This is a genomic window from Yersinia vastinensis, from assembly GCF_902726565.1.
GTDB lineage: Bacteria > Pseudomonadota > Gammaproteobacteria > Enterobacterales > Enterobacteriaceae > Yersinia > Yersinia vastinensis.
Window position 1 is genome coordinate 145,792 of sequence record NZ_CACVAF010000006.1, and the last position, 14,121, is coordinate 159,912.

Sequence of the window (14,121 nt, forward strand, 5' to 3'; positions counted from 1 at the left end):
CCTGCTTTATCGCCAAATGGTAGAAATTTATTCTATGGTTAATCGCTATGCTAGATAAAACTGACCGTAAACTCCTCTGTATGTTGCAAGAAGATTGCACACAGTCACTGCAAGTTCTGGCCGAGGCGGTCAATCTGACCTCCACTCCGTGTTGGAAACGTTTAAAGCGCCTTGAAGATGAGGGGTTTATTCGTGGGCGAGTCGCGTTATTAGATAGTGAAAAATTAGGATTAGGACTCACCGCATTTGTGCTGATCAAAACACAACAGCATAATAGTGGCTGGTATCAAGAATTCGTCGAGTTTACTAAGCAAATGCCAGAGGTGTTGGCGTTTTACCGTATGGCGGGTGAATATGACTATCTGATGCAGGTTGAAGTTGCCGATATGAAGAGCTATGACCGTTTTTACAAACGAATGGTTAATGGTGTGCCTGGGTTGATTGATGTGACTTCGAGCTTTGCGATGGAAAAGATAAAATATACAACCATGCTACCTGTGCCCGAATGATTTTTTGAATAAAAAGCTATTTTAATGATGATATTCTACTCTTAGTCGCTGTAGTGAAATACCGATGCTTTTCGGTGTCAAACCATGGAATAAAACTGCGTGAGATTGTTTGCACAATTAGGCTGGTATTTCCGCCGTGAATGGCGCCGTTACGTGGGCGCGGTATTGTTGCTGATCATTATTGCTATCTTGCAATTATTGCCACCTAAGCTGGTCGGGGTGATAGTCGATGGCATCAGTACAAAACAGATGTCGACTAATATGCTGTTGGTCTGGGTCGGCGTGATGCTGTTAACGGCGATTGTGGTCTATCTATTGCGCTATGTGTGGCGCGTCCTACTTTTTGGTGCTTCTTATCAATTAGCCGTAGAGTTGCGGGCAAAATTTTACCGCCAACTCAGCCGGCAGGCCCCAGGTTTCTATTTACGTCATCGCACTGGCGATTTAATGGCGCGTGCCACAAATGATGTTGACCGCGTGGTATTTGCTGCCGGTGAAGGGGTCTTGACGCTAGTAGATTCACTTGTGATGGGCTGCGCGGTGTTGATTGTGATGAGCACGCAAATTAGTTGGCAGCTCACCTTGTTGTCATTACTGCCGATGCCAGTCATGGCAGTGGTCATCAAATATTACGGTGACCAGCTACATCAGCGATTCAAGTCAGCTCAAGGGGCATTTTCTACCCTCAATAATCAGGCGCAAGAAAGTCTAACCAGCATTCGCATGATTAAAGCTTTTGGTTTGGAAGATAGCCAGTCACATCAGTTTGCGCAGGTCGCAGAGCAGGCTGGTGCGAAGAACATGTACGTTGCACAAATTGACGCCCGCTTTGACCCGACGATTTATATCGCCATCGGCGTCGCTAATTTATTGGCCATCGGCGGCGGCAGCTGGATGGTGGTGAATCACAGCATTACCCTTGGGCAGTTGACCAGTTTTGTCATGTACTTAGGGTTGATGATTTGGCCGATGCTGGCACTGGCATGGATGTTTAATATCGTCGAACGGGGCAGTGCGGCCTATAGTCGCATTCGCAGTTTGTTGGAAGAAGTGCCAGTGGTAAAAGATGGCGATATGGCTTTATCTGATGAGCGCGGCACTTTGGCGGTGAATATTCACCACTTCCAGTATCCGGGGGCTGAAAAACCATCATTACATGATGTGGCGCTGACATTGGCCCCGGGGCAAATGCTAGGACTCTGTGGGCCTACGGGGTCGGGTAAAAGTACCTTACTGGCATTAATTCAGCGGCAATTTGATGTTGATGATGGCTCGATTTGCTATCAGGGACATTCGCTGTCTGATATCCGCTTGCATGACTGGCGCGGGCGATTATCTGTGGTCAGTCAGACGCCATTTCTGTTCTCTGATACGGTCGCTGGCAATATTGCGTTGGGTAAACCCGATGCCACCCAAGCACAGATTGAACGGGCAGCCCGTTTAGCCAGCGTGCATGAAGACATTCTCCGTCTCCCGCAAGGTTATGAGACGGAAGTGGGGGAGCGTGGTGTGATGCTGTCAGGCGGGCAGAAACAGCGAATTTCTATTGCTCGCGCACTGTTGCTTGACACTGAAATTTTGATCCTAGATGACGCGCTTTCAGCGGTTGATGGTCAGACGGAGTATGAAATATTAAAAAATCTGCGCGAATGGGGCGAACATCGCACCGTTATTATCAGTGCTCATCGTCTTTCTGCTTTGACTGAGGCGAATGAAATTTTGGTGATGCAACAAGGTGGCGTGATGCAGCGAGGCACGCATAACGTATTGGTTAATCAGTCTGGTTGGTATAGAGAAATGTACCGTTATCAGCAGTTAGAGGCCGCTTTGGATGAGGGTGAATCGGAGGCCAAAACCGATGAGTAAAGTTCAGCAACCTCTACCAATACGGAAACTCTGGCCCACACTAAAGCGCCTGCTCTCTTATGGATCTCCGTACCGTAAACCTTTAGGGCTGGCAGTCTTCATGCTGTGGGTAGCGGCGGCGGCAGAGGTTAGTGGCCCCTTGCTTATTAGTTATTTTATCGACCATGTGGTTGCCAAAGGCACGTTGCCTCTGGGGTTGGTCAGTGGGTTGGCGTTGGCTTATTTGCTGCTGCAATTACTGGCTGCATCATTGCACTATTTTCAGGCATTGCTATTTAACCGAGCGGCAGTCGGCGTGGTTCAACGGTTGCGTATTGAAGTGATGGATGCCGCTTTGCGCCAGCCTCTGAGTGCTTTTGATACTCAACCGGTAGGGCAATTAATATCTCGCGTAACGAATGACACCGAAGTGATAAAAGATTTGTATGTGATGGTGGTGTCAACGGTGCTGAAAAGTGCAGCATTAATCGGTGCGATGCTGGTAGCTATGTTCAGCTTGGATTGGCGCATGGCGTTGATTTCGATTTGTATTTTCCCTGCGGTGCTGGTGGTTATGGCGATTTATCAGCGCTATAGCACGCCTGTTGTGCGCCGGGTTCGGGCTTATTTAGCGGATATTAATGACGGCTTTAATGAAGTTATTAACGGCATGGGTGTTATTCAACAGTTCCGCCAGCAAGCCCGTTTTGGGGAGCGTATGGAGTCTGTCAGTCGCGCGCATTATGTTGCGCGTATGCAGACGCTGCGTTTAGAAGGTTTTCTCTTGCGCCCGCTACTGAGCTTATTCTCCGCCATGGTGCTCTGCGGCTTGTTACTCCTGTTCGGCTTCAGCCCAGAAGGTTCCGTGGGGGTTGGGGTGCTGTATGCGTTCATTAACTATCTGGGGCGCTTGAACGAACCATTGATTGAGCTGACATCTCAACAATCCATCATGCAGCAGGCTGTGGTGGCAGGGGAGCGTATTTTCGAGCTGATGGATCGCACCCAGCAAGGTTATGGTACGGATGACAATCCACTGACCAGTGGTCGTATTCAAGTGAATAACGTTAGTTTTGCTTACCGTAGCGATAAAATGGTGCTGCAAAATATCTCCCTTGATGTGCCTTCTCGTGGTTTTGTTGCTTTAGTCGGGCATACGGGCAGTGGTAAAAGCACCTTGGCTAACTTGTTGATGGGCTACTATCCCGTGCAGAAAGGTGAGATTTTGCTTGATGGCCGGCCTCTATCGACATTATCACATCAAACCTTGCGCCAAGGTGTAGCTATGGTGCAGCAAGACCCCGTGGTTTTGGCAGACTCGTTTTATGCCAATGTGGCCTTAGGTCGTGATATCAGTGAACAGCAAGTGTGGGATGCTCTGGAAACGGTGCAATTGGCTGCCTTGGTCCGTGCCTTGCCTGATGGGTTGCACAGTTTGCTTGGTGAGCAGGGCAACACTTTGTCTGTTGGGCAAAAACAATTACTCGCGATGGCTCGGGTGTTGGTGCAGGCACCACAAATTCTGATTTTGGATGAAGCAACAGCGAATATTGATTCTGGCACAGAGCAGGCGATTCAGCGGGCATTACAACTTATTCGGAAAAATACCACACTGGTAGTGATCGCTCACCGCCTCTCAACCATTGTTGATGCAGATACTATTTTGGTATTGCACCGCGGTGTTGCTGTTGAGCAAGGGACACATCAAGCGCTATTAGCGGCTCACGGGCGCTATTATCAAATGTATCAGTTGCAATTAGTCAGTGAAGATTTAGCCGCCATTGATCAGGTGGAAACCGCTGCAAGTTAAGCAAGAGTCTGCGGAGTTGCTGGCTCCGCAGATTTTTTCAGTCAATATCTCCTAATTTCTTCAGCCCATAGCCCCGTAAACGCCCATCTACTATGAATTCCGCACCATAATCTGGCAGCGCAATCCTGAGCTAAAGGCGGAGTGCACTTCTGTGACGCGCATCGCACTATTATGGTGCACAAAAACTAGTCAATCTGCTTGATTCCTTCAGGCTGTCACTAAGCTGACTATCTCAACCTCCCTGTGTTCGCCCTTTTTGCATTAAATTCTCGTGACTGATATTTGTGGCATAGCCTTTGCTTTATCTGTTTCGTGGCAGACATGAATTCGACTTAATTCGAGAAGGGGCAAATATGAAGCTGGTTACCGTGGTGATCAAACCATTTAAGCTGGAGGATGTGCGTGAAGCCTTGTCCTCTGTGGGTATTCAGGGGCTGACCGTCACCGAAGTAAAAGGATTTGGTCGCCAGAAAGGGCACGCCGAACTTTATCGAGGGGCTGAATACAGCGTTAATTTCTTACCCAAAGTGAAAATTGATATCGCTATTGCGGATGATCAATTGGATGAAGTTATTGATGTGATCAGTAAGGCGGCCTACACCGGCAAAATTGGTGATGGCAAAATTTTCGTTGCTGAATTGCAACGTGTTATTCGCATTCGTACCGGCGAAACAGACGAAGCAGCACTGTAATTTGCAGGCTCAAATTTAGTGAATAGGGATGGGTTGATGATGAAAAAACTTTTATCCGTGTTGGGCCTGAGTTCGGTAGCGATGCTGCCCTCTTTGGCAATGGCCGCAGCACCGGCTGTAGCTGACAAAGCCGATAACGCTTTTATGATGATTTGTACCGCTTTAGTGCTGTTTATGACTGTGCCCGGTATTGCCCTGTTCTATGGTGGCCTGCTGCGTTCTAAGAACGTGTTATCCATGATGACTCAGGTCATGGTCAGTTTTGCGCTGATTTGTGTGCTGTGGGTGCTGTATGGTTACAGCTTGGCGTTCAGTACCGGTAATGCATTCTTTGGCAGTTTCGATATGGCGATGCTTAAAGGGATTGAGCTGACAAGCTTGAGCGGCACGTTCTATCAATATATCCATGTGGTTTTCCAGGCTTCATTTGCCTGTATCACGGTGGCATTGGTTGTGGGTTCATTCGCTGAACGTATTCGCTTCTCCGCCGTATTAATCTTTGCGGTGCTGTGGTTCACCTTCTCATACCTGCCAATGGCGCACATGGTATGGGGCGGCGGTTTCCTGGCAATGGACGGCGCGCTGGACTTTGCGGGTGGGACCGTGGTGCATATTAATGCCGCGATTGCAGGTCTGGTTGGCGCTTACTTGTTGGGTAAACGTGCCGGTTTTGGTAAAGAGGCCTTCAAACCGCACAACTTACCGATGGTCTTCACTGGGACCGCTATCCTGTATATCGGCTGGTTTGGTTTCAATGCTGGCTCCGCTAGCGCGGCTAACGAGATTGCGGCACTTGCCTTCTTAAATACTGTCGTGGCAACCGCGGGTGCCATCCTCTCTTGGGTCTTTGCTGAGTGGATTTTGCGTGGCAAACCGTCACTGTTAGGTGCATGCTCTGGTTGTATCGCGGGTCTGGTAGCGATTACTCCTGCGGCAGGGACTGTCGGAGTGGGGGGCGCATTGATTATCGGCTTGATTGGCGGGGTTGCAGGTCTGTGGGGTGTGGTACTGCTGAAAAAATGGCTGCGGGTGGATGACACCTGTGACGTGTTTGGCGTCCACGGAGTGTGTGGGATTGTCGGTTGTATTCTGACCGGTGTCTTCACCTCAGCTTCACTCGGCGGTACAGGCTATGCCGCCGGCGTCACAATGGGGCATCAAGTTGGTGTTCAGTTGTTCAGCGTCGGGGTCTGTTTAGTCTGGTCGGGTGTTGTTGCTTTCGTTGCTTACAAAATTGCTGACTTGGTGGTCGGATTGCGAGTACCGGAAGAGCAAGAACGCGAAGGTCTGGATGTTAACAGCCACGGCGAAAATGCATACAACCAGTAATGGCTGGCAAGTTAGAAAATAATAATTAATGATGATGGTAACAGGGGCGATGGAAACATCGCCCCTGAACTTTTCAAGGAACTAACGGTGTAAACGAATAACCCCTTCCTGAACCGTTGAGGCGACCAACACGCCTTCGCGAGTATAGATTTGCCCACGAACAAAACCGCGAGCGCCTGAAGTTGAGGTACTCTCCACGGCATACAATAGCCACTCATCCATACGGAATGGCCGGTGGAACCACATTGAATGGTCTATCGTGGCAATTTGCACACCCGGTTCTAGGAAACCAATACCGTGCGGTTGTAAAGCGGTCAGTAGAAAATTGAAATCAGAGGCATAACCCAGCAAATACTGATGAATTCGTAAGTCATCTGGCATTTTTCCATTGGCGCGGAACCAGACATAGCGATGGGGTTCATCAATTGAGCCTTGCAGGGGATTGTGGAATTTCACAGGCCGCATTTCTATCGGCTGAGGACCAATGAACTTTTCTCGTACTTTTTCGGGGATTAGATGGGCAAATTGACGAGCGATATCCGTTTCAGACATTAATCCCTCCGGCGGAGGAACATCTGGCATGGTATTTTGGTGCTCAAGACCTTCTTCCTGACCTTGGAAAGATGCTGTCATATAGAAGATAGGTTTACCATTCTGGATCGCGCTGACCCGGCGGGCACTAAAACTGTTGCCATCACGCAATGTTTCCACGTCATAAATAATTGGCTTGCTGCTATCACCCGGACGTAAAAAATAGCTGTGAAATGAGTGGACGAGCCGATCACTAGGGACGGTCTGCTTTGCAGCATAAATCGCCTGACCCACCACCTGACCACCAAACACCTGACGTAAGCCAAGGTCTTCACTTTGGCCACGGAAGAGCCTTTCTTCAATTTTTTCCAAATCGAGTAGATCGAGCAGTTCTTTTAATGCTTGGCTCATGTTGTGGCCTCTGATGATTGAGTTCAGCCACAGTGTGCTGAATCCGTTAGGGGGTCGTCAATATATTGCTGTGAAACTGCTACCTAACTGATACTTCTTTTATAAGGATTAGTCTGATAAATAGCTTAATTGGGCCGAGAACGGTAGGTGGTAGCATATTGTGCTATAATTAGCTAGCTAGGTGGTTGAAGCCACTTATTAAACGCGGGCTTTTCTGTGAGTAGCCAGCATCTTAATAATAAGAAGGAGTGCGACCTATGAAACCTTGGCAACCCATAAAATTTTGTCAGTTAGCGGGTGGGGCGATATTGGTAGTGAGCCTATCCGCATGTGCTCATCAGGGCGCAGATGTTCCGGTTCCAGCACCAGCTGGGATATCGACAGCCGCGGCACCTATTGCGCAACCTGCCGTACAAGGGACAGTGAATATCCGCGAGCGCATTGCCTTGCCACCTGATGCAGTTGTAACGGTGACGCTGTCGGATGCCTCACTGGCTGATGCCCCAACTCGGGTGATCGCTCAAAAAGCAATTCGTACCGAGGGTAAACAGGCACCTTTCACTTTTACCTTGCCGTTTAACCCATCAGAGATTCAGCCAAATGCACGTATTATCGTCAGTGCGGCGATTACGCATAATGGCCAGCTGATGTTTATCACTGATACCATTCAAGAGGTGATTAACAATGGCAACGGGACTCAGGCTAATCTGCTGCTGGTTCCAATGACTTCAGTCGCCATTGAAACAGCGCCGACTGCGACAACATCAGGTACTGGGACGATACAGTAATCCTATATAGCGCAGCAGGATAATCGTTATTCTGTTGCGCTAAAGTCATGTGTATTGCCAACGATATTGCTGTAAATCAATCCGTCCAGCTGGGGTTATTTCAATGCCCTCGGCCAATAATGCCTTTTTCTGCCTGAGATAATCTTCTCCGACTAATGATATTTCGCCATGGCGATTAATAACACGATACCAAGGGAGTGTAGAACCTTCCGGTAAGCGCTTTAACACCCCGCCAACTTGTCGTGCGGCTCTGGGGGAACCTATCAGCCGGGCAATATCACCATAGGTGGTCACTTGGCCGTAGGGAATAGCGGCGACCACATGAAATACGCGTTGGCGAAAGCTGTCTATTGTCGGCGTGTTGCTTTGCTCTGCCATCTGATTCTGAGCATCCGCTTCATCCCAGTTTGCAGTTTCTGTTTTTGATGATGTCACAGCATCCTCTTTATTTTCTGTTTTTGGCACAATGCGCTAGGAATAAATAATATCATCAGCGTTTTTTTTGCTAGAAGAAAATAAATTCAGCATTCATTAACAGATAGCTGGGTAAGAAATCACCGGTTAGCGCGGGTTGTCTTGCTATTTGGTGGGGCATGGTCGATAATGCCCGTCGCTCCAGAGCATAAGGAGCCGTTAACGTCAATGGAGGCCCTGTTGGTTCTCCCGCAACACTAACTTGTGAACTCGGTCAGGTCCGGAAGGAAGCAGCCGCAGCAGGCGAGGTGTGTGCCGGGATGTAGCTGGCAGGGCCTCCACCATTTCTAACGTATCACTCTTTTGTCTGATTAGTTCCGAAAGCAATTCAATGTGTCATGTTTCCATCACGTTTACTGGGATTTTCCAAACGAGGTATCTTTAAGTTTTGGGGATGAACTGCGCGGATAGGATATTACACGGTGTAGTAGGATTTTTCTTATTTCTATGTGTGTTAGGTTTTCTAATTACGCTTTAAGTTTAGCGAGGAATTAATAAAGTCTCTAAATTATTAGCGATAAGATCGAATGTTAATAAGTTAAATAGGGCAAAATGCACTTTTACTTAAATGCTCTGATCGGGTTCAGAACTTCACTTAATCACACATAGGCAATAACGCGGGATTAAAGATAACCTTCAATACCGTATCACTATCACGACATTTATCCCAAATTAAAACACGTACAAACCGCTTGCTGCATTGAAGCCGATAACGATTATCGGCTCAACGTTGTGTGTCTTAACCAGCGTTAAGCAGACTATTTCACATGTTGCCAGACAGTAGGCGGAATTTTATCATAAAGTTTATTCATTGTGAGTTCCGCTAAACGATGGTCAGCAGCTGAGTAAAACAATTCCAGCTCATCATCGGATAGTTCGTACTTATTTTTTTCAATTACACGCTCCAATGTATCAATAGTCGTACATTTTCTTAAACGCATCAGGTAGTCAGTTTTTGTCATGGTGATTTTTCTTCTCAATATACAAATAATATTAGGGAAACTATCCCTTAAGTTTTCATCAGGGTACAGATGTATTCCCCTGAGAAAAGTCTGAATAAACGGTCTTTGGTTTTTTGCCAGCGACGCAATTCAGGATCATTGATCCCATAACTACTAAACAGAGTATATGTATCGTCTAAATATTCTTCCACTAACTCTGAGAGATCGCCGCCGTCAGGGTATTTTATTTTAAAACTCATCACAAATGAAGCTATATGCTCGATCAAATCATTGAGTTGTAGGTTTACGGCAGATGTGGGGTCATTTACCCAGCCATGGTGGCTATCACCTAGAGTGGCAATGCCTTCATCATACAAACTCTCACATAAGAACTTCAATTGGGCAATGTCATGCCGCTTCGGTGAGTACTCATCCATATCATCCCCTCCGTAAATTCTTAATTCGGTGTTGATAACACAATGTGAGTAGATCGGTAATCATATTAACGCAGAAGCTTATCGGTAAAGTAAATAAGCTTGTCTTGCTATGAATATAAATCATTTCTCCGCTCACCGCGCAACTTTATTACTTAATCTTACAATTCGTCAGCGGTTGAAGGCCTGTCTTTGTTAATTATATCAAAGATGATTTTATCTGGATGTACAACAAATCTTACAGTATCTGTTAGTGATTCTTCAGTATTGATATCTAAACAAGGATTAAAAATATACCACTGATAACAGTAAGTCATTGAATAACAGCTAACTTCCAACTCGGTAATATCAAGAATTTCTAATGAACCAGCACTGTATCTGGCATTTTCAGAATAATACATTAAGCCGGAAACTAAGCTTCCTTCAATTTTCTGGATATTATTGCTGATAACATTCTTCAGTAATGAAATTGGGTAACACCCTGAGGTGAAATCGCCAGCTATTTCATTGTTCATTAATTGTCCGCTCATGGTGGTAAGAATAATTCATTACCGTGTTGCTATCGTTACAAAAAATGCGATGATATTTGTTTTCAACAACTATTGACATGATTTGAATCAGAAAATTCAAATTTAATGAGATTTATCAACCCAAATGGTTAGCGAACACATAGTGATGTTATTTGAATCACCCTCTCAATAACACGGTCTTGCAATAAAATAACAATACTTAAATAGAATTCTCAATATTTAAGATAATTACCCGCGATTAATTTAACACATCACTATTAATTTAGAATGCCCAACGAGTTTTATCAAGTGTGCGGTTGCCACTGGCGTTATTTTTTATTGTGTAATTTACCATTTTGCGAGCGTTAACGAGTCATTCTCACCGTAGAGTACCAAAATCCAACCAACCATAACCAGCCAAGCTCCCGTAAAGATAGTTTAATTTACTGTAACTAATCATGTTTGCAGTGCTTGTTATATCTACAGCGGTAATTTTCCTTCCTCCCGTCATCTTCATTGATCAGCTATCTCGCTAGAGTTTGTTACTAATGATATCGATAAGACATCCACCAGCTCTTGAATCGAAGTAAAACATGTGATGTTATATTGTATCAATTGTGGCTATGTGTTTCTTTCCGATATGAATAGATTATCTGCCTGGCTTAACTTTTTTTCTTACAGAACCCTGTTTTCACTTTCTTCATCATGGCGTGTTGCCGCCGTTGCACCGCTTTGCATATTGCTATGGTGCGCTATTTATTGGGCTAATGTACTGCCATGATAAATTTGAGAAATATCGAAATTGGATATGAGCAGCATGCTCTCACTCCTCCTATCAATGGTTGTTTTTTGGCCGGGTCTTTGACTGCCATCATTGGAGCAAATGGCACGGGAAAATCAACACTACTCAAAACATTGGCAGGTTTACAACCAACAGTCAGTGGCCAAATAGCATTCACTGGCGGTAAAGCCCCACAAATTGCCTATCTTCCCCAACAGGCTGAATTAGATAAGCAGTTTCCTATTGCTGTCCAAGATGTTGTGGCGATGGGGTGTTGGCCGCAAAGTGGATTACTCGGTGGGATTAATCTTCAATCACGTCAACGAATCAAGCAGGCACTGAGTATTGTCGGTATGCAGGATATGGCGCGGTGGCCCGTAGGGGAGCTTTCAGGTGGTCAGTTACAACGTGTGCTATTTGCTCGTCTGTTAGTCCAGCAGGCCCCCTTGATTTTACTGGATGAGCCTTTTACCGGCATTGATAGCCATACACTGCAATTATTACTTGAGGTTATTCATCGGTTACATAATGAGGGGCGAACAATTATTGCAGTTCTGCACGATATGTCGATGGTCGCAGAACATTTTCCTCATGCATTGTGGTTAACCCCTCAGGGCTATTGTTGGCAATCATCTGAGCAGGTTTTAGCGCAATGGCATCACTCTCACCATTCATCTTGTGCACTTTCCTCGTTGGACCTACATGAACCATTGAGAGTGATGAACTCATGATTTTGCTTCATTTACTTACCGACCCTTTTATCGATTTCGGTTTTATGCGCCGAGCTTTGATAGCTTGTTTAGCATTGTCACTAAGTTCAGCTCCTTTGGGCGTTTTCTTATTATTACGTCGCATGAGTTTAGTCGGCGACGCTTTGTCCCACGCAGTATTGCCCGGAGCAGCCATCGGTTATTTGATTTCAGGGATGTCACTGGTCGCCATGGGGATAGGGGGCTTTATTGCTGGGCTGGCCGTTGCCATGATGTCTGGATGGGTCAGTCGGCGAACACTCTTAAAAGAAGATGCCAGTTTTGCCGGCTTCTATCTTGGCTCTCTGGCCTTAGGGGTGACGCTGGTATCACTGCGGGGGTCCAGTATGGATCTGCTCCATGTGTTATTCGGTTCTATTCTGGCCGTTGATACCAGCGCCATGGCGATGGTCGGCATCATCACTACATCATCCATGTTGGTACTCGCGGTTATTTATCGCGCACTGGTGGTTGAATCGTTCGATCCTGTCTTTTTGCGCGTCAGTATGGGCCGTTGGTTGATGGTGGTCCACGCACTATTTTTGTCACTGGTGGTACTCAATCTTGTGGCTGGGTTCCAGATCCTTGGCACCTTGATGTCAGTCGGGTTAATGATGTTGCCGGCAGCTAGTGCGCGTTTTTGGGCTAAAAATCTACCCCAAACTCTGGGCGTAGCCATGCTAATTGGCATGATTGCCAGCATTGTTGGCTTGCTCTGGTCTTATTACGCCTCATTACCCGCCGGACCGGCAATTGTGCTGAGTGCCAGTCTGATTTTCTTTTTATCTATTCTATTTGGAACGCGAGGTGGCGTTTGGGTCACTGCGCGCCGTTGAGAAGTACCTGTCATTAAAGGAGAGTAAAATGAAGCGTTTACCTATCGCTTTGGCGGTGGCTGCCCTACTGTCAAGCCCATTGGCAATGGCCAAAACTGTTGAGGCCGTTGCCAGTTTTTCTATTTTAGGTGACATCGTCCAGCAGGTCGGGGGGGAGCATGTCAATGTCGTCACTTTGGTTGGAGCAGATGGTGATCCCCATGGTTTTGAGCCGACACCGAAAAATAGCAGGCAATTATCTAAAGCGGATGTGGTGTTTATCAGTGGGTTAGGGCTTGAGGGGTGGTTGGAGCGATTAATCAGTGCTTCAGGTTATAAAGGACAGGTTGTTATCGCATCAACTGGAGTCGACACTCGTAAAATGGATGAAGAGGGCAAAGTGGTGACTGATCCTCATGCATGGAACAGCATGGCTAATGGTATTAAATATGCCACCAATGTGATGAATGCATTAATTGTCGCCGATCCAGAAGATGCGGATTATTTTCGCAAACGGGGAGGGGAATATATTCAGCAGTTAGAAAAGCTGGATGCTTATGCCAAAGCCCAGTTTGCCGCGATCCCTGCCGGACAGCGAAAAGTACTGACCAGCCATGATGCTTTTGGTTATTTTAGCCAGGAATATGGGGTTCGCTTTTTGTCACCAGTCGGATTTTCTACGGAGTCTGAAGCCAGTGCCAGTGGTGTGGCGGCACTGATTCATCAAATCAAGCAAGAGAAAATAAAAACATATTTCATTGAAAATCAGACGGATCCACGTCTGGTTAAGCAAATTGCTGCAGCCAGTGGCGCTAAAGCGGGTGGGGAACTGTATCCAGAAGCGCTGTCTGATGTAGGTGGCCCGGCTGCGACCTATGCTGAGGCGTTTAAGCACAATGTAGATACGATTGTGGGCAGTATGAAGTAGTTGCAAGAATGAAGACAGTTCGGTCTCTGATTGATATCAGAGGCTGAATTTCAGTGCCTTTTATGACAGAAAAAAGCCCCGTTGGGCAGCAACGGGGCTTATTCGTAGGCATATAACTCAACATCAACGCTTTTTATGCGTACCTCCTTGAACCGCTTTAAAACGTGGGTTGCTTTTGCAGATAACATACACCCGACCACGGCGGCGGACGATTTTACAATCGGGATGGCGGTTTTTTGCTGAACGTAATGAACTCAATACTTGCATAATTAACTCTCAGAATTAGCTGGCTTTTTTGGTCAAAAAACTACCGAAACGTTGATGGAAGCGTGCTGTGCTGCCCTCTTTTGAAAACTCTTTTTGTTTACCGGTGTAATACGGATGAGAAGCTGAAGAAATATCCAATGTGACATATGGATACGTCTGGCCATCGCGTTCAATCGTGCGTGATGTGGCTATGGTAGAGCCGACAGTGAAATAGGTGTCAGCGCTGGTGTCGTGAAAAACCACTGTCCGGTAGTTAGGATGGATGGCAGGTTTCATAAGAACTCCATTTGTTATGTTATAATATAACA

The 14,121-nt window shown here is 46.4% G+C and carries 17 protein-coding genes and 1 other RNA gene; 10 read left to right on the forward strand and 8 right to left on the reverse strand.

Annotated features, from left to right (window positions below; all coding sequences use genetic code 11):
• Nucleotides 1–47 precede the first annotated feature (47 nt).
• From HUZ92_RS10855 to amtB, 5 genes are all read left to right on the forward strand, one after another.
• Nucleotides 48–509, forward strand: coding sequence for an Lrp/AsnC family transcriptional regulator (locus HUZ92_RS10855; protein WP_050099134.1), 462 nt, complete (start codon nucleotides 48–50; stop codon nucleotides 507–509).
• 99 nt (nucleotides 510–608) lie between these two features.
• Nucleotides 609–2,375: a SmdA family multidrug ABC transporter permease/ATP-binding protein gene (locus HUZ92_RS10860; protein WP_050099133.1), complete on the forward strand. Its 1,767-nt coding sequence runs from the start codon at nucleotides 609–611 to the stop codon at nucleotides 2,373–2,375.
• Nucleotides 2,368–4,164 carry a SmdB family multidrug efflux ABC transporter permease/ATP-binding protein gene (locus HUZ92_RS10865; RefSeq protein ID WP_050099131.1) on the forward strand — a complete coding sequence of 599 codons (1,797 nt, stop codon included), beginning with the start codon at nucleotides 2,368–2,370 and terminating at the stop codon, nucleotides 4,162–4,164. The genes HUZ92_RS10860 and HUZ92_RS10865 overlap by 8 nt, the downstream gene beginning before the upstream one ends.
• 353 nt (nucleotides 4,165–4,517) lie before the next feature.
• Nucleotides 4,518–4,856 (forward strand): P-II family nitrogen regulator, encoded by a 339-nt coding sequence (gene glnK, locus HUZ92_RS10870; RefSeq protein ID WP_002208627.1) that lies wholly within the window; start codon nucleotides 4,518–4,520, stop codon nucleotides 4,854–4,856.
• Between the two features lie 39 nt (nucleotides 4,857–4,895).
• On the forward strand, nucleotides 4,896–6,185 hold the full coding sequence (gene amtB / locus HUZ92_RS10875; RefSeq protein WP_050099252.1) for an ammonium transporter AmtB: 1,290 nt from the start codon (nucleotides 4,896–4,898) through the stop codon (nucleotides 6,183–6,185).
• 81 nt (nucleotides 6,186–6,266) lie between these two features.
• Here amtB and tesB read toward each other — a convergent pair whose 3' ends face one another.
• Nucleotides 6,267–7,127: an acyl-CoA thioesterase II gene (gene tesB, locus HUZ92_RS10880; protein ID WP_145579586.1), complete on the reverse strand. Its 861-nt coding sequence runs from the start codon at nucleotides 7,125–7,127 to the stop codon at nucleotides 6,267–6,269.
• 257 nt (nucleotides 7,128–7,384) lie between these two features.
• Here tesB and HUZ92_RS10885 point away from each other — a divergent pair, with 257 nt between their 5' ends.
• Nucleotides 7,385–7,915 carry a YbaY family lipoprotein gene (locus tag HUZ92_RS10885; RefSeq protein WP_050139915.1) on the forward strand — a complete coding sequence of 177 codons (531 nt, stop codon included), beginning with the start codon at nucleotides 7,385–7,387 and terminating at the stop codon, nucleotides 7,913–7,915.
• 45 nt (nucleotides 7,916–7,960) lie between these two features.
• Here HUZ92_RS10885 and HUZ92_RS10890 read toward each other — a convergent pair whose 3' ends face one another.
• On the reverse strand, nucleotides 7,961–8,350 hold the full coding sequence (locus HUZ92_RS10890) for an MGMT family protein (RefSeq protein ID WP_050099127.1): 390 nt from the start codon (nucleotides 8,348–8,350) through the stop codon (nucleotides 7,961–7,963).
• A gap of 70 nt (nucleotides 8,351–8,420) precedes the next feature.
• The gene (locus HUZ92_RS10895; protein WP_155409023.1) at nucleotides 8,421–8,558 is read right to left on the reverse strand and encodes a hypothetical protein; all 138 of its coding nucleotides are present in this window, start codon (nucleotides 8,556–8,558) and stop codon (nucleotides 8,421–8,423) included.
• 9 nt (nucleotides 8,559–8,567) lie between these two features.
• Between HUZ92_RS10895 and ffs the strand changes: the two genes are divergently transcribed.
• Nucleotides 8,568–8,664: signal recognition particle sRNA small type (gene ffs / locus HUZ92_RS10900), an RNA gene on the forward strand.
• A gap of 483 nt (nucleotides 8,665–9,147) precedes the next feature.
• Here the strand turns inward: ffs and ymoA are convergent.
• The 3 genes from ymoA to HUZ92_RS10915 all read right to left on the reverse strand — a co-directional run bounded on the left by ymoA (nucleotide 9,148) and on the right by HUZ92_RS10915 (nucleotide 10,279).
• A complete protein-coding gene (gene ymoA, locus HUZ92_RS10905; RefSeq protein ID WP_002208622.1) occupies nucleotides 9,148–9,351 on the reverse strand; it encodes an expression modulating protein YmoA in 204 nt (67 codons plus the stop codon).
• A gap of 47 nt (nucleotides 9,352–9,398) precedes the next feature.
• Nucleotides 9,399–9,767: an Hha toxicity modulator TomB gene (gene tomB / locus HUZ92_RS10910; protein ID WP_050099126.1), complete on the reverse strand. Its 369-nt coding sequence runs from the start codon at nucleotides 9,765–9,767 to the stop codon at nucleotides 9,399–9,401.
• Nucleotides 9,768–9,925: 158 nt separating this feature from the next.
• A complete protein-coding gene (locus tag HUZ92_RS10915) occupies nucleotides 9,926–10,279 on the reverse strand; it encodes a hypothetical protein (RefSeq protein WP_050099125.1) in 354 nt (117 codons plus the stop codon).
• 771 nt (nucleotides 10,280–11,050) lie between these two features.
• Here HUZ92_RS10915 and HUZ92_RS10920 point away from each other — a divergent pair.
• From HUZ92_RS10920 to HUZ92_RS10930, 3 genes are read left to right on the forward strand one after another with little or no spacing between them, the layout of a single operon-like run.
• Nucleotides 11,051–11,785, forward strand: coding sequence for a metal ABC transporter ATP-binding protein (locus HUZ92_RS10920; RefSeq protein WP_050099124.1), 735 nt, complete (start codon nucleotides 11,051–11,053; stop codon nucleotides 11,783–11,785).
• The gene (locus HUZ92_RS10925; protein ID WP_145579587.1) at nucleotides 11,782–12,639 is read left to right on the forward strand and encodes a metal ABC transporter permease; all 858 of its coding nucleotides are present in this window, start codon (nucleotides 11,782–11,784) and stop codon (nucleotides 12,637–12,639) included. Before HUZ92_RS10920 ends, HUZ92_RS10925 begins: the two co-directional genes overlap by 4 nt.
• A gap of 28 nt (nucleotides 12,640–12,667) precedes the next feature.
• Complete coding sequence (locus HUZ92_RS10930; protein ID WP_145579588.1) at nucleotides 12,668–13,546, forward strand: metal ABC transporter substrate-binding protein; 879 nt, start codon at nucleotides 12,668–12,670, stop codon at nucleotides 13,544–13,546.
• Nucleotides 13,547–13,669: 123 nt separating this feature from the next.
• On the opposite strand, the gene ykgO is transcribed toward HUZ92_RS10930, so the two are convergent.
• Together ykgO and HUZ92_RS10940 are read right to left on the reverse strand one after the other, a co-directional pair.
• The gene (gene ykgO / locus HUZ92_RS10935; protein ID WP_002208618.1) at nucleotides 13,670–13,813 is read right to left on the reverse strand and encodes a type B 50S ribosomal protein L36; all 144 of its coding nucleotides are present in this window, start codon (nucleotides 13,811–13,813) and stop codon (nucleotides 13,670–13,672) included.
• A gap of 15 nt (nucleotides 13,814–13,828) precedes the next feature.
• Nucleotides 13,829–14,089: a type B 50S ribosomal protein L31 gene (locus HUZ92_RS10940; protein WP_145579589.1), complete on the reverse strand. Its 261-nt coding sequence runs from the start codon at nucleotides 14,087–14,089 to the stop codon at nucleotides 13,829–13,831.
• Nucleotides 14,090–14,121 lie beyond the last annotated feature (32 nt).